This window comes from Steroidobacter sp., assembly GCF_016790065.1.
In the GTDB taxonomy this organism is placed as follows: Bacteria; Pseudomonadota; Gammaproteobacteria; order Steroidobacterales; family Steroidobacteraceae; genus Steroidobacter.
Window position 1 is genome coordinate 1 of the sequence record NZ_JAEUPY010000117.1, and the last position, 18,175, is coordinate 18,175.

Genomic DNA, 18,175 nt, shown 5'->3' on the forward strand with positions numbered 1-18,175 from the left:
GGCCATTGTAGCACGTGTGTAGCCCTGGTCATAAGGGCCATGATGACTTGACGTCGTCCCCACCTTCCTCCGGTTTGTCACCGGCGGTCTCCCTAGAGTGCCCACCCGAAGTGCTGGCAACTAGGAACAAGGGTTGCGCTCGTTGCGGGACTTAACCCAACATCTCACGACACGAGCTGACGACAGCCATGCAGCACCTGTCTCCCGGCTCCCGAAGGCACCCCCACATCTCTGCGGGGTTCCGGGGATGTCAAGACCAGGTAAGGTTCTTCGCGTTGCATCGAATTAAACCACATGCTCCACCGCTTGTGCGGGTCCCCGTCAATTCCTTTGAGTTTCAACCTTGCGGCCGTACTCCCCAGGCGGAGAACTTAACGCGTTAGCTACGACACCGAGAGGCAGACCCTCCCGACATCCAGTTCTCATCGTTTATGGCGTGGACTACCAGGGTATCTAATCCTGTTTGCTCCCCACGCTTTCGCACATGAGCGTCAGTATTGGTCCAGGAAGTCGCTTTCGCCACTGATGTTCCTTCAGATATCTACGCATTTCACCGCTACACCTGAAATTCCACTTCCCTCTCCCATACTCTAGCTAGACAGTCTCGACTGCAGTTCCCAGGTTAAGCCCGGGGATTTCACAATCGACTTGAAAAGCCGCCTACGCGCGCTTTACGCCCAGTAATTCCGATTAACGCTCGCACCCTCTGTATTACCGCGGCTGCTGGCACAGAGTTAGCCGGTGCTTCTTTAGTTGGTTACGTCAAGGCCGCAACGTGTTAGGTCACAGCTTTTCTTCCCAACCGAAAGGGCTTTACAACCCGCAGGCCTTCTTCACCCACGCGGCGTCGCTGGATCAGGGTTGCCCCCATTGTCCAATATTCCCCACTGCTGCCTCCCGTAGGAGTCCGGACCGTGTCTCAGTTCCGGTGTGACTGGTCGTCCTCTCAGACCAGTTACGGATCGTCGCCTTGGTAGGCCGTTACCCTACCAACTAGCTAATCCGACTTGGGCTCATCTGTTAGCGCCAGGCCTTGCGGTCCCCGGCTTTCCACCATAGTGCGTATGCGGTATTAGCCCGAGTTTCCCCGGGTTGTCCCCCACTAACAGGCAGATTCCCAAGCGTTACTCACCCGTCCGCCGCTCGTCAGCATGTATTGCTACACCTGCTACCGCTCGACTTGCATGTGTTAGGCACGCCGCCAGCGTTCAATCTGAGCCAGGATCAAACTCTTCACTTAAAGGCTTTGAGACCTTCAATTTAACGAAGAGATATCCAAATAAGCTCTACTGGCTAAATTTGGAAACTCATCATCGAAGTTGGCTTCACCAACGAACCGACGCGAGTCCCCACACAAGTTATCTGTTTGATTTTTAAAGAGCGTTGCCGTTGCGCGGTGGCTAGGCAGAAGCGGAACTTTAAGCTGCTTTTTTCGTTCCGTCAACCCCCTCGTTTTTCATTTCGAGGCGATCAACTCACGTCCAACTCAGCTCCTCGCGTCCGTGTCGCGGCGCCGTTTTTGAAGCGGCATCCGCTGCGAGGGAGGCGCATCTTACTGTCTCGTTTCTGGCCGTCAACCCCTTCGAATTTTTTATTTTCGAAGTGTCGGCGACCGGTCGAATCAGCTTCTCCGCAGCCCGTTTTTCAACCGGCGCCCGCTGCGAAGGGGGCGCATATTACTGTTTGATTTCAGGCCGTCAACACCCGCCGTGAAAAAAAATCAAAGCGACTGTAACGGCTGAAAACATTGGTTATTTCTTGGCCACGTACAAACCGCATTTCGTAGCCACCGCGTGAATTTGCAAGAGCCTAAGCGGCGCTTGAAGATTTTTTTTTGAATGCGGATTTTCCAACCGAGGCACGCCCTCGAGTGACTCGCGAGGGCGCCTGAATCAGATCCGGCAAGCCGGTTACGACGAGCTCTTCACTACCTCGATATAGGCGAAGCCACGCTTGCCGACCTGGAACAGTCGGGCCGGTCCGGGCTCGAGCGCGCGCTTTATGTCTTCGACTCGCTCGCCATCGATGCGAACCGCGCCTTGTTGGATCAACCGATTCGCCGCTGACGTGCTCTCGGCCAAGCCGGCTTGCTTGATGGCCGCGGCCACCCCGATGTTCGCGCCATCGATGGCGATGATTTTGGTCTCGATGTTCTCCGGCACTTCCCGTCGCTGACTACGAGAAGAAAAGTTCTGCCGCGCCTGTTCAGCGGCCGCCGCGCCACCGAAGCGCGTGGTGAGCTCGACCGCGAGCTCGAACTTGATCTCCATCGGGTTGCGCCCGTCCGCCAGTTGCTGACGCAGTGTCGCCAGGTCCGCATTGGGCCGGAACGACAATAAGTCAAAGTAGCGCCACATCAATTCGTCCGAGATCGACATGAGCTTGCCGAACATGCTGTCCGGGTCTTCGTTGACGCCGATGTAGTTGCCGAGTGACTTGGACATCTTGTTGACGCCATCGAGCCCTTCCAGCAGCGGCATGGTCAGCACGATCTGCGGTTCCTGACCGAACGCTTCCTGCAATTGCCGGCCCATCAGCAGATTGAACTTCTGATCGGTGCCGCCCAGTTCGACATCGGCCTTGAGCGCCACCGAGTCGTAACCCTGCACCAGCGGATACAGGAACTCATGAATGGCGATCGGCTGGCCGCCTTTATAGCGCTTGCTGAAATCGTCCCGCTCCAGCATGCGTGCCACGGTGCTCTTGGCCGCCAGCTGAATCATGCCGGCCGAGCCGAGCTGGCTCATCCAGCGCGAATTGAAGTCCACAGTGGTCTTGGCCGGATCCAGAATCTTGAAGATCTGGTCCTGATAAGTCTTGGCGTTGGCCTGCACGTCGTCCGGAGTCAGCGGCGGGCGCGTCGCGTTGCGGCCGGACGGATCGCCGATCAGGCCGGTGAAATCCCCAATCAAGAAAATGACTTGGTGGCCGAAATCCTGAAAGCGGCGCATTTTATTGATCAGCACGGTGTGCCCGAGGTGCAGATCGGGCGCGGTCGGATCGAAGCCGGCTTTGATTCGCAGCGGTTTGCCGCGCTTCAGCTTGGTGAGCAGCTCCGACTCGAGCAGAATTTCGGTGGCTCCACGCTTGAGCTCGGACAATTGTTCTTCGGCGGAAAGCATCGGATTTCCAGCGTGCCGCGAAGGGCACGATAAGGCTGATTGAGTGGGAATACCGGCGACTTTAGTCGTTCGGCACGACTTCGGTCACGTGTTTGAGGACGCTGAAAACAGCGCGCCGGAGCGATTGTTTCGCGTCCGAGCGTTGCTGAACAGGACCAAAAGCTCGGTTTCGTGGGTTGACGTGAGCGTCGTGATTCTTCAAATTTGCGACTGGGTTCATTTACTTTAACTAATTTACGCACGGCTATGCGCGAGTCTCGGCAGTCTGGACAACTCGGAATTCAAAAGGGTTTTCACGCCAGCGCCAGCGCTCGGACCGCGTTCGACTACAAGCCGCAGCAGTCTCGCTCGACCAGCCACGCGCGCTGGTTCATCTCCGGTCTGTTGGTGCCGCTGATCGGCGGGGTCATCGCCTATGCGATGGCGACGCGCGAAGGCACGGGCCAGGCCGCCATCAGTCTGGACGATCTGCCGCCCATCGAGATCCAGGACGTCGCCATTCCGGCGGTCATGCCGCCCTCGCTGCTCGGCGACACGGTCGAGTTCGTGGTCCGTCGCAACGACACGCTGGATCGGATTTTCCGTCAGCTGAAACTGAACCTCACCGATCTGGCCAGCATCCGCGACGTGCCGGGCGTGCAGGCCAACCTCGATCAGCTGCGCGTCGGCGACACTATTACGCTGGTTCATGAAGAAGGCTTGGTGCAACAGCTCACCCGCCGTATCAGCGAGACCGAAATCCTGTCGGTGACCCGCGTCGATGAGGGCTTCAAGTCGGAAGTGATCGAAACGCCGGTAGCGGTGCAGGAAGTGCACGCCGAAGGCACCGTCGACTCGTCGCTGTTCGCCGCGGCGCGCGCCGCCGGCGTCAGTCCCGAACTGATCCTGCAGATGGCCAACGACATTTTCGGCTGGGAAATCGACTTCGCGCTCGATATCCAGCCCGGCGACAAATTCAATCTGGTGTACGAACAGAAGTATCGCGACGGCAAGTTCATCGGCAACGGCCGCATCCTGGCCGCCGACTTCATGAACGCCGGCACCTTGCATCGCTCGGTGTACTTCGCGTCCAAGGACGGCCAGGTCGCCGACTATTTCGCGCCCGATGGCCGCAGCATGCGTCGCGCCTTCTTGCGCGCACCGCTGGAATTCACGCGCATCAGCTCGAACTTCAATCCGAAACGCCGTCATCCCATCCTCAACACCATTCGCGCCCACAAAGGCGTCGATTACGCAGCCTCGACCGGCACAGTGATCAAGGCGGCCGGTGATGGCCGCGTCTCGTTCGTCGGCATGAAGGGCGGCTACGGTCGCGTGGTGATTCTCGAGCACGGCGGTGGCGTCTCGACGCTGTACGGTCACATGTCTCGCTTCGCCGGGATTCGCGCCGGTCAGCGCGTTCGCCAAGGCAACACCATCGGCTTCGTCGGCAGCTCCGGCGCCGCCACCGGCCCGCATTTGCATTACGAATATCTGGTCAACGGCGTGCACAAGAATCCGCGCACCGTGTTGCTGCCGACCGCAGCGCCGATTTCCGACGGTTATCGGGCTGAGTTCGCGTCGTCTTCCGGGCAATTGCTGAGCAAGCTGGATCGCGCTGAAGCCGCCACGGTCGCGTCCCTGCCCTGATTATTCCCACAGCGCTTGCGCTGAAAGATCGCGCCCCCTGATTCGATCAACTGATCTGATCTCTTGGGCGCGATCCACCGACACACGCGTGTAACACAAGCTGTCACGCGCCCGTAGTATTCTCGATGCCCCAAGCTTCTCGGGACGTGGCACGGCGGCATCATGCTCGATGTGAATCTCAAAGCTCCCGAACATTACATCAATCGGGAACTGTCCTTTCTTTACTTCAATCAGCGAGTGCTGGCGCAAGCTCACGATGAGAGCCTGCCGCTGCTGGAGCGCATTCGCTTTCTGGGCATTTCCTGCTCCAACCTGGATGAATTCTTCGAAATCCGCGTTGCCGGCTTGAAGCAACGCCAGGAACTCGGTTCGCTCACCGGCGGGCCCGACGGCATGAGCGTGCCGGAGCAGTTGGTCGCCATTCACGAGCGCGCCGCGGCTCTGGTGACGGATCAATACGAGCTGCTCAATCAGCTGGTGTTTCCGGCGCTGGCCGGCGAAGGCATCCAATTCGTCAACGCCAAGACGCTGACTCCGGCGCAACGCACTTGGGTGGGCGACTATTTCGCCAAGGAAGTCGAACCGGTGCTCACGCCGCTGGGACTGGATCCCGCCCGACCATTCCCGCGCATTCAAAACAAGAGCTTGAACTTCATCGTGCGACTCTCCGGCAAAGATGCGTTCGGCCGCGATGCCGAGCTCGCGGTGGTCCAAGTGCCGCGTTCCTTGCCGCGAATCATTCGCTTGCCGCCGACCACCGGCGAGCCCGGCAAGACCTACTTCGTATTCTTGTCAGCGGTGATTTCGACCTTCGTCCAGCAATTGTTCAGCGGCATGAAGGTGGAAGGCGCCTGGCAATTTCGAGTCACGCGCAACAGCGACCTGTTCGTCGACGACGAAGAAGTCGACAACCTCTTGCGTGCCATCGAAGGCGAGCTCGCGCAACGCCGCTACGGCGCGGCCGTGCGCTTGGAGACGTCGCTCGATTGTCCGGAAGACATCACCAACTTCCTGTTGCGCCACTTCGCGCTCAAGCGCGACGACCTGTATCAAGTCAACGGCCCGGTGAATTTGAACCGGCTGATGGCCATTTACGATCTGGTCGACCGGCCGGACCTGAAATATCCGTCGTTCACGCCCTGCATCCCCAAGCGCCTGGTGGCGAAGGAAGACATTTTCGCGGTGATGCGCGAAGGCGAAGTCCTGTTGCATCACCCGTTCGAAGCCTTCGCACCGGTGATCGATTTCCTGCGCCAGGCCGCCGCCGATCCCGACGTGTTGGCGATCAAGCAGACGCTGTATCGCACCGGCCCGCAATCGCCCGTCGTAGACCAACTCGTCGACGCTGCGCGCGCCGGCAAGGAAGTCACCGTCATCATCGAGTTGATGGCCCGCTTCGATGAAGCCGCCAACATCAAACTCGCGACTCGCTTGCAAGAAGCTGGCGCGCATGTGATGTACGGCGTGGTCGGTTACAAGACGCACGCCAAACTCATCATGGTCGTGCGTCGTGAACGCGGAAAACTGCGACGCTACTGCCACTGCGGCACCGGCAACTACCACCCCAGCACCGCTCGCGTGTACACAGACTACGGCTTATTCACTTGCGATGAGCCGGTTGGCGAAGACTTGCACGAGCTGTTCTTGCAGCTGACCAGCCCGACGCGTGTCGCGACCATGCAGAAAATCCTGCAGTCGCCCTTCACGCTCCACGAAGGCTTGCTGGAAAAGACGCGGCGAGAAATGGCTTTTGCGCGCGAAGGCAAACCCGCTCGCATCATTGCCAAGATGAATGCGTTGATCGAGCCGCAGATCATTCAGACGCTGTATTCGGCCGCGATGGCAGGCGTGAAGATCGATCTGATCGTGCGCGGCATCTGCGCACTTCGCCCCGGTTTGCCGGGCATTTCCGAGAACATCACGGTGCGTTCGGTGATCGGGCGGTTCCTCGAACACTCGCGCGTCTACTACTTCCACAACGACGGCAACCCGGACATTTTCTGCGCCAGCGCAGACTGGATGGAGCGCAACTTTTTCCGCCGCATCGAGGTGTGCTTCCCGATCGAGCGCAAACAGCACCGCGATCGCATCGTCGAGGATCTGGAAACCTATCTGGTGGATACCGAGCAGGCTTGGGTGTTGAAGCCCGACGGCCAGTACGTGCACGCGACCGCCAACGGCGCACCGCAAGTCAGTGCGCAACAGGTCCTGCTACAACGCTATTCCGACTGCAACGAATAGCGCCTAGCTGACGCGCAAGCGGAAGCCAGCCGCCTTCAGATACTCGATCTCGTTTTCCAGATCGGTGGCGGTCAAGGGGTGCGAGTCGAGCCAGCCTTTCGGGAAGGTGATATCCAACGCGCGTGCGCGCGGCTGCAGCTCGATCTTGGGCAGCGCCTCTGCGCTCCGGCCTCGATGCAACAGCACCGCGAGTCGCAGGATCACGATCAAGAACTGCGCCTTGATGTGCCACGGCGGCATCAATTCTTCCAGCAATTCGGGCTGTAACTTGCGGCGATGAGCGCCGACGATGTACGCCAGAATCCGCTGCTCTTCCTGCGGGAAGCCGGGCATGTCCGCATGCTCCAGCAAATAGGCGCCGTGCTTTTGATAGTGGGAGTGCGACACGTCGAGACCGATCTCGTGCAGCCGCGCTGCCCAACATAACGCCAATTCAGCGAAAGGTTCGTCGAGCTGCCATTCGACCTGCGTCTGTCGTAGAAAATCGAGCGCAGTGGTCTCGACGCGCGACGCCTGTGCTTGATCGACGTGATAGCGACCTTGCATGGCGCGAACGCTGCGCAGACGCGCGTCTTCGTCGGTGAAGCGGCCGACCAAGTCGTACAGCAACCCCTCGCGCAGCGCGCCGTCCGCCACCTTCATGGACTTGATGTCGAGCACGCTGAGAATTTCAGCAATGATGGCCAAACCACCGGGGAACACCGCCAGTCGATCCTCGGCTAGCCCAGGCAAACGCAGCTTGGACAGATCGCCAGCGCGCAACAGTTGTTCGAGCAGCGCATCGACGCCAGCGGGCGTGATGATGCCGTCGCCGTTCGCGCGTGCGCGCAGAATGTCGCTCACCGAACGGATCGTGCCGGAAGAGCCTACTGCTTGGTCCCAACCATAATTCTTGAAAGCAGCTTGCACCGGCTCGAGTTCGAGTCGGGCGGCGAGGCGTGCGCGCTTCAAGCGCTTTTCGGTGATCACCCCGTCGCTGAAAATGCGCGAGCTCATGCTGACGCAGCCCATGTGCAAGCTTTCGAGCTTCTTGGGATGGTGACCTTCGCCGATGATGATTTCGGTGCTGCCGCCGCCAATGTCGGCGACCAGTCGCCGTCCCGGCTCGCTGGGCATGGTGCTGGAGACGCCCAGATAAATCAGGCGCGCCTCTTCGATACCCGAGATCACTTCGATGGGATGCCCGAGCGCATGACGCGCGCGATCCAGGAATGCGCCTTTGCGCTTGGCCTTGCGCAGCGTGTTGGTGCCGACGACGCGCACGCTCTCGGCTTTCATATCGCGCAAGCGCTGACCGAATCGCTCCAAGCAAGCGAGCGCCACGTCGATGGCCTCGCGCTTCAGGCGGCCTTGCTCATCGAGCCCGGCACCGAGTCGCACGCTTTCGCGCAGTCGGTCGAGAATAACTAGCTGCCCGTGCGAATGACGGGCCACGATCATGTGAAAACTGTTGGAACCTAGATCGACGGCTGCAATGACGTCGGGAACCTTGCGAGCCATTACATGTTGAACGACGAGCCGCAGCCGCAGGTCGTCGTGGCATTCGGGTTGCGGATCACGAACTGCGCGCCTTCGATGTCTTCTTTGTAGTCGATCTCGGCGCCCGCCAGGTACTGGATGCTCATCGGGTCGATCAGCAGCGTCACGCCGCCGTTCTCGACGCGCGTATCGCCTTCTTCCAGGTTTTCGTCGAAGGTGAAGCCGTATTGGAAGCCCGAGCAACCGCCACCTTGCACGAACACGCGCAGCTTCAGGTTGGGGTTGGACTCCTCCCGAATCAGCTCGCTGACCTTGGCGGCCGCGGCATCGGTAAACACCAGGCTCGGCGCGAGGCCCGGCGGGGAGATCGAACTAGCAAGGGCGGATTCAGTATTCATGAGGCCACAGTGAGGGCAGCGCCAACTGAATCAAGTGTAGCTCAGGCCGGGTCGGTGAGCCTCAAAACACCGCCAAACGATTGAGATATATGGGTATCAGCCTGTGGAATCAGCGGTTGCGCCGCCCGGCGCGGGCTTGATTTCGGGCTCCACCTTGGCGCCGCGACGCGGCTCATGGATCAATTTGCCGGTGATCTCCGCACCCATTTCCATCTCGATCAACGCGTAATACACGTTGCCGGTGACGCGGGCAGTCGCGCCCAGCTCGACTCGCTCATGCGCCAGGATGTCGCCCTTCACCGTGCCATTGAGAATCACGTTGGGCACGGCCACCGAACCTTCCACCACGCCGCTGTCGCTGACACTGAGCGTGGCACCGGAATCGGCCGGCGCGTCCACATTGCCTTTCACATGGCCGTCGACATGAAAGCCGCCGGCAAACTGCACGTCGCCGATGATGCGCGTGCCGGCGCCGATCAGCGTGTCGATGCGATGGGGTTTGGGTTTACTACGGTTGAACATGAAGTCTCTCTCAAGCAGCCATCCCTGGAGCGTTGACCAGCCAGTACCTCCATGTACTGTCGTTCGCCTGGTCCGAGGACACGTTAAGTGTCCTCGGAAAGGCACCCAGGCTCACCCTTCCGCTGTCACCTGCCAAGGATAGGATTCTCGCACAGGGGCCAGGCGCGCCGAACGCACTTCGACGGTCACGGCTCGCGGCTCGAAACCTTCCGGCAACACGATGTCCTGCTCGAGATTCTGGAAATACCGAAACTGGAACGGCAACTGCCCGTCGGCTCGCGAAGTCTCGCCCGCTTCCGATAACGGCAATTGCACCGGTTTATTGTCGCGCACCCCTTCGAGCTGCACGACTACCGACCCCGACACCATCGCCTCCTGACGCATGGACTGCACCAGCACCAGCCGTAACCGGTAGTGATGCTCGGCCCCGCCAGGTAACACCTGGAAGCGTTGGATGCGCAAGTTGCCGATCCCGTCCTCCGGCGACACGATGCCGCGATAGAAGGTCAGCTGCTCGCGATGCTTGAGCACTTGAGCCTGCAGGTCGGCCAGATTCTTCTCGACCGCAGCGTAGGCCTGATTGTCCACGTTGCGGGCCAGCTCGGCGGAGGCGACTTCGGCGCGCAGCCGCTCGTTCTCCTCCTTCAAAGTGTCGATCTGGGCCGTCAATTCACGCCGCCGCTGGATCTCGGCGAACTTGCTGTAACCGCCTTCGAACCGGCCCCATTCGTACATCAGGTACAGGCTCACCAGGCTGACCAGCACGGCGCCAATGAGCACGGCTCGCCGCCGCCAGGTCGGATGCTGGCGGATGACGAAGGCACCGGTGCGCAATGGAGAAAAACCAGCCATTTCTGAACGGGTTGTCGTGTACGAATTTGACGAAAGCTGGTGAAATTAGAGCACAGCCGCCGCGCTTCGATTGAGAAGCGCCGCAAAGAATCCGGTCACGGGACCGCCATCGGCCGCCTCGGATCGGCAGCCACTACGGCGATGACGCAAACGGCGCTGAGGCAAAGCCGGCGCCGGTCGCCAATTCTCGCCGCCATTACAAAGGGTCGTTCATGCTCTGGCTCAAAGCCTTGCACATCGTGTTCGTCATCACCTGGTTCGCCGGATTGTTCTACCTGCCGCGGTTGTTCGTGTATCACGCGGCGTTGAATCAGGCCGGCGGCGATGTGGCCGGCTCCGGGCGCTTCAAAATCATGGAGCGCAGGCTGTTCGCGATGATGACGGTGGGCGGCGTGCTGGCGGTGCTGTTCGGCCTAGCTACCTTGGGCAAGGTGCCCGGCTTCATGCAAACCGGCTGGATGCACGCCAAGCTGACGCTGGTGGCCGGCCTGATCGGCTATCACGTGTGGTGTCACCGGCTGCTGCTGGCTTTCCGCCAGGATCGCAACCGGCATTCCGAGCGCTGGTATCGAGGCTTCAACGAGGTTCCGACATTCTTCCTGTTCGGAATTGTCATCCTCGTCGTCGTTAAGCCGTTCTAACTGATCGGTGGGGCTTTGCGGCGTCTTTCGGCCAGGCTGCGTAAGTATTTCTCATCCTGCGACCACTCCGGCAGTTCCGGCGGATCCTTGGGGAACGCGGTCCGCGCCAGCTCGTCGAGCGCGCGCGCGTAGACGGCGCGCTTGAAGTAGATGACCTCGCGCACCGGCGTCCAGTAGTCCACCCAGCGCCAGCTTTCGAACTCCGGCTCGCCGTTGGACACCAGGTCGAAGCGGTCGTCCGAGCCGACGAACTTGAGCAGGAACCAGCGCTGCTTCTGACCGATACAGGGCGGATTACTGTTCTTGCGGACGTATTGTTTCGGCAGGCGGTAGCGCAGCCAGTTGCGGGTGCCCGCCACCAGCTTCACGTCCGCCGGGTCGAGGCCCACCTCTTCCTTGAGTTCGCGAAACAGCGCCTCTTCGGGGCTCTCCCGCTGTTGCACGCCGCCTTGGGGGAATTGCCAGCCGCGGCCGCCGGTCCGACCGCCTAGAAAGACCTGGCGGTCCTCGCGGATCAAGACGATTCCGACATTGGCGCGAAAGCCGTCTGCATCGATGAAATCAGTCATGGAACTGGAGAAAAATCGGATTGGCCCGATTCTTTCATCAGTCGCGCGGGAACGCCACCACGTGGTCAGGCTCGATGCGGATACCGATGCGTTCGCCGACGGCGTGATCGTGATGACTCGGCACCAGCGACAACAGCTGCAGGCCGCTCGCCAGTTTCAAGGTGTAGAGGAACTCCGCTCCACGGAATGCGCGCTGACAAACTTCGGCGCGCAGCTCGCTGGCGTCATCGTGAATCACATCGTCCGGCCGTAACAGCAGATCGACGTGCCGGCCGGTCTGCCACTGACCGTTGCCATTGGCGCGCACTACACCCAACTCAGTGCGCACCGAACCCGCGGTGACGATCTCACCTGGAATGAACACGCCTTGGCCGATGAAGTCGGCGACGAAGCGCGTCGCCGGTCGATGGTAGAGCTGGTACGGCGTATCCCACTGCTCCAAGCGACCGTCCTTCATCACGCCGACGACGTCAGCGACCGCGAACGCTTCTTGCTGATCGTGAGTCACCAACAGCGCGGTGGTGTTCAACGCCTTCAACACCGAGCGCACTTCGACACTCAAGCGTTCGCGCAACTCGACATCCAAACTGGAGAACGGCTCATCGAGCAACACGATCTCCGGCTCCGGCGCCAGTGCGCGAGCCAAAGCAACGCGCTGCTGTTGACCGCCGGACAACTGATGCGGGTAATGATCGCAGTGCTCGGTCAATCCGACCGTCTCGAGAATCTCCTGAGCACGGCGCGCGCGTTTGTTTCGCTCCAAGCGATGCAGGCCGAACGCAACGTTATCGAGCACCGAGAGATGCGGAAACAACGCGTAGTCCTGAAAGACCATACCGATCTGCCGACTCTCGGGCGGCGATTGATGATCTTGGGACGCGAGCACCCGCCCATGCGCGCTGATCACGCCTGCATCGACGGGCTCGAAACCAGCAATACAACGCAACGCCGTGGTCTTGCCGCAGCCACTGGGACCGAGCAAACAACCGATCGAGCCTTTCGCCAGCCGGATCGATAAACCGTTCACGGCCGAGCGCTGGCCGAAGCGGCGAACGACGTTGTCGAGCTCAAGCCACATGGGCACCTCTGCGGGTCAACATCGCGGCCGGAATCAACCCGACCAACACGATGGCCACCGCCGGCAAGGCCGCCCGTTCCCACTCGCCTTCAGATGTCATTTCCCACACGCGCACCGCCAGAGTGTCCCAGCCCGGTGGCCGCGTGATCAAGGTGATAGGCATCTCTTTCATGACGTCGACGAACACCAAGGTCGCGGCGGTCGCCAGACTGGTCCGCAACAATGGCACATGGACTTTGCGAATCAGATCGGTGCCGACCACACCGAGACTGGCGGCAGCTTCATCGATACTGCGCGTCACCCGCTGCAAGCCGCTCTCAATTGGATTGAAGCCTACGGTGAGAAAGCGCGCCAGATAAGCGATGAGCACAGCGAGCAGCGTGCCTTGAAGCAGCAACACCGGCGCCGACTCGCCCATCCAATGACGCAACCAGTCTTGCAGCTGATTGTTCAACAACACGATGGGCACCACGATGCCGACAGCCAACACCGTGCCCGGAATCGCGTAACCCAACGTTGCAAGCCGCACCAGCAGCCGCATCGAGCGAGTCGCTCGACTGCGTTCGATGTACGCGAGCGCCAGGCTCGCTGCGACGATCACTACAGCGGCACTGCCAGCGAGCATCAAGCTGCGCCCGATGAATCCCCAATAGCGACTGTCGATGTCACCGGCGTTTTTGAACGACCAGATCAACAGCTGTAACAGCGGCAAAATAAACGCGAGTGATAGAACCAAGCCCGCGCCGGCGAATGCCCCCCAGCGCGCTACTGGCCCGAGCGGCAAGCGCGTCGCCTCGCGACTCATGTCGCGGCTGCTAGTGAACCGCGCTCCAGCTCGCGAGCCACGTTCGAGCGCGAACGCGGCGATCACGAACAGCAACAACACGCCAGCCAACTCCAGCGCGGCGCTGACTGAAAACATGCCGAACCAGGCGCGATAAATGGCGGTCGTAAACGTGTTGTAGTTGAACACCGAGACAGCGCCGAAGTCCGCCAAGGTTTCCATGCAGGTCAACGCAATGCCGGCTGCGATCCAAGGCCGAGCCATGGGTAGCGCGACTTTCCACGTCGCCGCCGCACGGCCAAGCCCCAACATCTGCGCAGCTTCGAGCGCACGACGGCCTTGAGTGAGAAATGCCGTGCGCGCCAGCAAATAAACGTATGGATACAGCGCCAGTGACAACACGAAGATGACGCCACCTGTCGAACGAATGCGCGGCACCCAACTCGAGCTGCCAGTCAGCTCGCGCAACCAACTTTGCAGCGGCCCAGCGTAATCAAGAAACCCCACCGCGACGAACGCCAGCACATACGTGGGAATGGCCAGCGGCAACAACAGCGCCCAATCGAAAAAGCGCCGGCCGGGAAATTCACAAATGGACGTGAGCCACGCCAGCGCCGTGCCGACGATGCCGCTGAGTACCGCTACCCCGAGCAACAGCTTGATGGTGTTGATCGTGACTTCCGGCAGCACGTAGCGAGCGAGATGCGACCAAACCTCCGCTTCGGGAGAAAGGGTCGCGTGCACGATGACGAGCAGAGGCACGAGTGCGGGCAGGCACAGCACAACCGCGAGCACCACGCTCAACGGGTCGCGCCACGCGCGCCGCGTCTCCGGCTGCACAACCTCCGCACTCATAGAGAATCGTCAGCGATAGCCGACCCGATCCATCAACTTCACCGCCTGGGCCTGCAGCTCACCGGCTTGCACCACGTTCATGGGGCTGCGTTTGAAATCGCCCCAGGCCTTCACGATGGGATCGGGCTCGATACTGGGGCTGGCGGCATATTCCAGGTTCTGCCCGGCGAAGAACTGCTGCGCCTCGGGCTGAGACAACCATTCCAAAAACTTCTGCGCAGCTTCGGCGCGGGGCGAGTGAGCAGTGACACCTGCGCCAGAAATGTTGATGTGGACGCCCTGCCCGGCCTGATCGGCCCAGAACAGCTTGATGGGTAGATCCGGCTGATCGCGCACCAATCGGCCGAAGTAATAAGTGTTCACCAAGCCCACATCGCACTGACCGGCGGCAATGGCCTCCATCAGCAAGGTGTCGTTGGAGAACGGCTCGGCCGCCAGATTCGCCACCCAGCCACGCACGATCTCTTCAGTCTTGGGCTCGCCGTGTTCGGCGATCAACATGGCCACCAGCGACTGGTTGTAGACCTTCTTCGACGTGCGCAAACACAGCTTGCCCTTCCAGCGCGGCTCGGCGAGCGCCGCATAGTCGCTCAGGTCTTCGGGCTTCACTCGCTCGGTGCTGTAAACGATGGTGCGCGCGCGGATCGAGAAGCCGAACCAGCGACCCTGCGGATCGCGCAGGCTTTCCGGAATGTTGGCGTTGAGCACGTCCGACTGGATGGGCTTCAACAAACCGCGATCGGCTGCATGCCACAGCTCGCCCGCATCGACGGTGAGCAGAATGTCGGCCTGGGAGTTGGCGCCTTCGGCATTCAGGCGCTCGATCAGCGGCCCGGCGTCGTCGGTGACGAAACGGATTTTCTGGCCGGTCTCGGCGGTGTAGCGATCGAAGATGGGCTTGATCAAAGCCTCGATGCGCGCCGAGTACACCACCAGCTCGGAGGACTCCTTGTTGGCGCAGCCAGTCACGCCGACCAGCAGGCCCAGCGCCACCACCACCGCGCCCATCGTTGGCACGAACCCACCGAACCTTGCCTTCATGATCCCGCCGACCTATTCAATGCGAATGACTCGCATTTAATCATGTTTATGCAGGCCTGTCAGAGATTGGCGGCGTTAATTCTTGGTCAGGAGCGGCCGGCCGCCAGCTCGACCCGGTTGCGGCCGAGTTGCTTGGCCCGATACAGCGCCGCGTCGGCATCCGCCAGGAGCCGCTCGGCGGCGGCTTTCAGATCGGTCTCGTCACGCGACACGTTAATACCGGCGACGCCGATGGACACTGTCATGCTCAGGTTGGCGCCGGACGGCAAGCTCAACGGCGTCTCGTTGACGCTGACTCGGATGCGCTCGGCCAAGCACGCCGCCTGCTCCGGCGCGATCCCCGGTGCCAACACCACGAACTCATCGCCGCCGAAACGGGCCGCCGCGTCGCTGCCGCGAATGTGCGCATCGACTCGCTGAGCCGCCTCGCGCAGGGCCATGTCGCCGGCCAGGTGACCATGCTGATCGTTGATCTGTTTGAAGCGATCCAGGTCGATGACCAGACACGTGAGGCTGGTGCCCTGTCGCTGCGCGCGAGCCAATTCTTCCTTGAGGCGCGCGTTGAGATAACGGCGGTTGTGCCAACCGGTGAGGAAGTCCGTCAAGCCACTGCGCACCAGGCGCGCGCGGTTGATCGTGTTCTCGATGGCGAACGACGCGATCACGCCCAGGTGCGCGAGAAAGTCGGTCGCCAAGTGTCGCGAGAAGCGCTTCTCATCGACGCTGCCGAAATTCAGCGCGCCGAGCAGTCGATCCTGTCGACGCAGCGGAATCAGCGCGATGCTCTTCAAGCCCGGCACGCTGGGGAACAGCAACTGATGATCGCAGCCCATGTACGGCCCAAGCCAAGGTCGATGGAATGAATTGAACTGCGGCGCCATGCCTGCCAGGCTGTCGGTGAACAACACCTGCGGAAAGTCTTCGATCTTGACGTTGTCGGCGATCAGCAGATGCCGGATTTCATGCTGTGGATCCAGCAACAACAGCGTCACCGACTCCAACGCGTAGGAGGCCTTCAGGCCTTTGCAAATAGCATCGAACAGCTGCGACATGTTCTCGGCTTTGAGCAACTCGAGTTCGCGCTCTTGGCTCCGCCGCAGCAGCTTTTCATTGGTCGCAGCCTCGTCCATGAGCGAGGCGATGCGCCCGCGCAATTCGCGGATCTCTCCTTGGAGATCCCGTGCCGACATCTATGCTCTCCTCCCAACTGACCCGCTAATCATTGCGCACTCGACCCGCCAGGTACTCGCGACCCTGCTGCATCATGGCGGTGAACTCCGGCGCGTCGCCGGTCGACACTGAGTGCCACAGCTTCTCCACGGCCCCGCGCAACGCTTGCAGCGATTCGCGGCCATAGTCGTTGAGATGCTGAATCTCAAAATACAAATCCGGGCTCTCGGCAGCCACACGCGTGGCCACATCCACCTGCGAGTCGTACGTCGTGCTGGACAGCTGCGCCAGCCGCGGCGCCGCTTCACCGCTCTCGGCGAGCGCGGTGAAGAACGCGATGTTCAATGCATGCGACAGACCCAGCACGTAGGCGATCAAGCGGTCATGTTCGTCGAGTCCCATTACCACCTGTTTGGCCATGGTCGAGCCGAACAGTTCCTGCGCGGCATCGATGGCTTCCTTGCTGCCCATGTCGATGAAGATCACGTGCCGCCCGGACAGCAGCTCGGTGTCCGGACCGAACATGGGATGCACGGACGTGACTTTCACGCCGGCGCTCTGCAATGCCTCAATGCCTTGTCGTAGCGGCGTTTTGAGCGAACCGATGTCGAAGACCACACCGCGCGGTTTAAGCGCGGCCAACTCCTGCAACACCACGTTCGCTATTTTTAGCGGAGTGGCAACCACGATCAGATCGTAGTCGAGCGAGCCAGCACGCCAATCCGCGATGTACGCATAGGCCGAGTTTTCCGGCGCCTTCACCGGATCCGCCACCGTGACCGCGTAGCCCTGCGATGCCATGAAGTCGCTGAACCAACGCCCCATCTTGCCGGTACCGCCGATGATCAGCGCGGTTTTGCCGCCACCGCGGCCGCCGGCCGCGACACGAATGCGTTCCTGTGCAGTCAGCGAGCCACGGATCAGAAGACGCAGCACCGACTCCGCCAGCGCAGGGGAAATGCCCAGCGAATCGGCAGTGGCCCGGGCGCGCATGAGCACCTCGCGCTCGCGGGTGTAGTCGCGCGTGCCCTTGCCCTCGGCCTGTTTGGCCTCGGCAACCTCGCGACTCAGCCGTTGGCGCTCGGCGACGAGCGCGAGCAGCTGCCGATCCAATTCGGACAGGCGTTCGCGGATTTCTTGAAGATTCATCGGGCTATTCGGTCCGGACCTTGCTGATTGCTCACGCCTTTTACCAACCGGCGAGCGCGGCCCGCAAGCTAACGGCTCATAATCCGGGCGAGCTGGCATAATCAGGCCTGTGTTGCTCGCCGGCCCGCCCGGTGCGCGAATTGTTCAAGTCTGTTTAAAGCTATGGCCGCCGACGAACTGTTGCCCGAACCCCTGCCCGCCGACCCTTTGCCGATCTTTGCGACCTGGTTCAGCGATGCGCGGGCGCGCAATGTGCAACCGAACCCAGACGCCATGGTGGTCGCCACCGTGGGCGAGAACCAGGCCCCCTCGGCCCGGGTAGTCCTGTGCAAGCGCTTGGTGCCGGACCGCGGCTTCATCGTGTTCTTCACCAACTATGAATCGCGCAAGGGCAAGGAGTTGGCCGAGCATCCGCGCGCGGCGGCCGTGTTCCATTGGGACACGCTGCATCGTCAGGTTCGACTGGAAGGCCCCGTGGTGCGCTCGCCGGCGCCGGAAAGCGATCAATATTTCGCCTCTCGCGCCTTCGAAAGTCGCGTCGGTGCGTGGGCCAGCGCGCAAAGTGAACCGCTCGCTTCGCGAGACACGCTTGTCGAACAGGTTCGCGAGGTGCGAGAGCGCCTCGGATTGTTACAGTCCACGGAC

15 protein-coding genes and 1 rRNA gene are annotated in these 18,175 nt (G+C 61.0%); 4 read left to right on the forward strand and 12 right to left on the reverse strand.

What is annotated here, in order from left to right:
* Positions 1-1,240, reverse strand: a 16S ribosomal RNA gene (locus JNL55_RS05115); the annotation flags it as partial.
* A gap of 670 nt (positions 1,241-1,910) precedes the next feature.
* Positions 1,911-3,122: a tyrosine--tRNA ligase gene (gene tyrS, locus JNL55_RS05120; RefSeq protein WP_293850232.1), complete on the reverse strand. Its 1,212-nt coding sequence runs from the start codon at positions 3,120-3,122 to the stop codon at positions 1,911-1,913.
* Between the two features lie 246 nt (positions 3,123-3,368).
* On the opposite strand from tyrS, the gene JNL55_RS05125 reads away from it, so the two are divergent.
* Both JNL55_RS05125 and ppk1 read left to right on the forward strand, forming a co-directional pair.
* On the forward strand, positions 3,369-4,751 hold the full coding sequence (locus tag JNL55_RS05125) for a peptidoglycan DD-metalloendopeptidase family protein (RefSeq protein ID WP_293850233.1): 1,383 nt from the start codon (positions 3,369-3,371) through the stop codon (positions 4,749-4,751).
* A gap of 162 nt (positions 4,752-4,913) precedes the next feature.
* Entirely contained in the window at positions 4,914-6,992 is a 2,079-nt protein-coding gene (gene ppk1, locus JNL55_RS05130) for a polyphosphate kinase 1 (RefSeq protein WP_293850234.1), read from the forward strand.
* 3 nt (positions 6,993-6,995) lie between these two features.
* Here ppk1 and ppx read toward each other — a convergent pair whose 3' ends face one another.
* From ppx to JNL55_RS05150, 4 genes are all read right to left on the reverse strand, one after another.
* On the reverse strand, positions 6,996-8,492 hold the full coding sequence (gene ppx, locus JNL55_RS05135) for an exopolyphosphatase (protein ID WP_293850236.1): 1,497 nt from the start codon (positions 8,490-8,492) through the stop codon (positions 6,996-6,998).
* Positions 8,492-8,869: an iron-sulfur cluster insertion protein ErpA gene (gene erpA, locus JNL55_RS05140; protein WP_293850238.1), complete on the reverse strand. Its 378-nt coding sequence runs from the start codon at positions 8,867-8,869 to the stop codon at positions 8,492-8,494. The genes ppx and erpA overlap by 1 nt, the downstream gene beginning before the upstream one ends.
* A 96-nt stretch (positions 8,870-8,965) precedes the next feature.
* Positions 8,966-9,391, reverse strand: coding sequence for a bactofilin family protein (locus tag JNL55_RS05145; protein ID WP_293850240.1), 426 nt, complete (start codon positions 9,389-9,391; stop codon positions 8,966-8,968).
* Positions 9,392-9,502: 111 nt separating this feature from the next.
* Positions 9,503-10,243, reverse strand: coding sequence for a DUF6776 family protein (locus JNL55_RS05150; RefSeq protein WP_293850242.1), 741 nt, complete (start codon positions 10,241-10,243; stop codon positions 9,503-9,505).
* A 212-nt stretch (positions 10,244-10,455) separates the two neighbouring features.
* Here JNL55_RS05150 and JNL55_RS05155 point away from each other — a divergent pair, with 212 nt between their 5' ends.
* Complete coding sequence (locus JNL55_RS05155) at positions 10,456-10,884, forward strand: CopD family protein (protein WP_293850244.1); 429 nt, start codon at positions 10,456-10,458, stop codon at positions 10,882-10,884.
* Here the strand turns inward: JNL55_RS05155 and JNL55_RS05160 are convergent.
* From JNL55_RS05160 to JNL55_RS05185, 6 genes are all read right to left on the reverse strand, one after another.
* Complete coding sequence (locus JNL55_RS05160) at positions 10,881-11,453, reverse strand: RNA pyrophosphohydrolase (RefSeq protein WP_293850247.1); 573 nt, start codon at positions 11,451-11,453, stop codon at positions 10,881-10,883. The two genes, JNL55_RS05155 and JNL55_RS05160, sit on opposite strands and share 4 nt — an antisense overlap.
* 37 nt (positions 11,454-11,490) lie before the next feature.
* Positions 11,491-12,531 (reverse strand): ABC transporter ATP-binding protein, encoded by a 1,041-nt coding sequence (locus JNL55_RS05165; RefSeq protein ID WP_293850249.1) that lies wholly within the window; start codon positions 12,529-12,531, stop codon positions 11,491-11,493.
* Positions 12,521-14,170 (reverse strand): ABC transporter permease, encoded by a 1,650-nt coding sequence (locus JNL55_RS05170; protein ID WP_293850252.1) that lies wholly within the window; start codon positions 14,168-14,170, stop codon positions 12,521-12,523. Before JNL55_RS05170 ends, JNL55_RS05165 begins: the two co-directional genes overlap by 11 nt.
* A gap of 9 nt (positions 14,171-14,179) precedes the next feature.
* Complete coding sequence (locus JNL55_RS05175) at positions 14,180-15,211, reverse strand: Fe(3+) ABC transporter substrate-binding protein (RefSeq protein WP_293850254.1); 1,032 nt, start codon at positions 15,209-15,211, stop codon at positions 14,180-14,182.
* 86 nt (positions 15,212-15,297) lie between these two features.
* Entirely contained in the window at positions 15,298-16,401 is a 1,104-nt protein-coding gene (locus JNL55_RS05180) for a sensor domain-containing diguanylate cyclase (protein WP_293850256.1), read from the reverse strand.
* A gap of 25 nt (positions 16,402-16,426) precedes the next feature.
* Complete coding sequence (locus JNL55_RS05185) at positions 16,427-17,530, reverse strand: prephenate dehydrogenase/arogenate dehydrogenase family protein (protein WP_293850258.1); 1,104 nt, start codon at positions 17,528-17,530, stop codon at positions 16,427-16,429.
* 162 nt (positions 17,531-17,692) lie between these two features.
* Here JNL55_RS05185 and JNL55_RS05190 point away from each other — a divergent pair.
* The coding region (locus JNL55_RS05190) for a pyridoxal 5'-phosphate synthase (protein ID WP_293850259.1) at positions 17,693-18,175 on the forward strand (483 nt) is incomplete at its 3' end.

What these genes read in the sequence shown, in the direction of transcription:
- JNL55_RS05150 (WP_293850242.1), bottom strand. Translation starts at nt 10,243, where the DNA reads ATGGCTGGTTTTTCTCCATTGCGCACCGGTGCCTTCGTCATCCGCCAG.
- JNL55_RS05125 (WP_293850233.1), top strand. Translation starts at nt 3,369, where the DNA reads ATGCGCGAGTCTCGGCAGTCTGGACAACTCGGAATTCAAAAGGGTTTT.
- tyrS (WP_293850232.1), bottom strand. Translation starts at nt 3,122, where the DNA reads ATGCTTTCCGCCGAAGAACAATTGTCCGAGCTCAAGCGTGGAGCCACC.
- erpA (WP_293850238.1), bottom strand. Translation starts at nt 8,869, where the DNA reads ATGAATACTGAATCCGCCCTTGCTAGTTCGATCTCCCCGCCGGGCCTC.
- ppk1 (WP_293850234.1), top strand. Translation starts at nt 4,914, where the DNA reads ATGCTCGATGTGAATCTCAAAGCTCCCGAACATTACATCAATCGGGAA.
- JNL55_RS05165 (WP_293850249.1), bottom strand. Translation starts at nt 12,531, where the DNA reads ATGTGGCTTGAGCTCGACAACGTCGTTCGCCGCTTCGGCCAGCGCTCG.
- JNL55_RS05155 (WP_293850244.1), top strand. Translation starts at nt 10,456, where the DNA reads ATGCTCTGGCTCAAAGCCTTGCACATCGTGTTCGTCATCACCTGGTTC.
- JNL55_RS05145 (WP_293850240.1), bottom strand. Translation starts at nt 9,391, where the DNA reads ATGTTCAACCGTAGTAAACCCAAACCCCATCGCATCGACACGCTGATC.
- JNL55_RS05160 (WP_293850247.1), bottom strand. Translation starts at nt 11,453, where the DNA reads ATGACTGATTTCATCGATGCAGACGGCTTTCGCGCCAATGTCGGAATC.
- JNL55_RS05170 (WP_293850252.1), bottom strand. Translation starts at nt 14,170, where the DNA reads ATGAGTGCGGAGGTTGTGCAGCCGGAGACGCGGCGCGCGTGGCGCGAC.
- JNL55_RS05175 (WP_293850254.1), bottom strand. Translation starts at nt 15,211, where the DNA reads ATGAAGGCAAGGTTCGGTGGGTTCGTGCCAACGATGGGCGCGGTGGTG.
- JNL55_RS05185 (WP_293850258.1), bottom strand. Translation starts at nt 17,530, where the DNA reads ATGAATCTTCAAGAAATCCGCGAACGCCTGTCCGAATTGGATCGGCAG.
- JNL55_RS05180 (WP_293850256.1), bottom strand. Translation starts at nt 16,401, where the DNA reads ATGTCGGCACGGGATCTCCAAGGAGAGATCCGCGAATTGCGCGGGCGC.
- ppx (WP_293850236.1), bottom strand. Translation starts at nt 8,492, where the DNA reads ATGGCTCGCAAGGTTCCCGACGTCATTGCAGCCGTCGATCTAGGTTCC.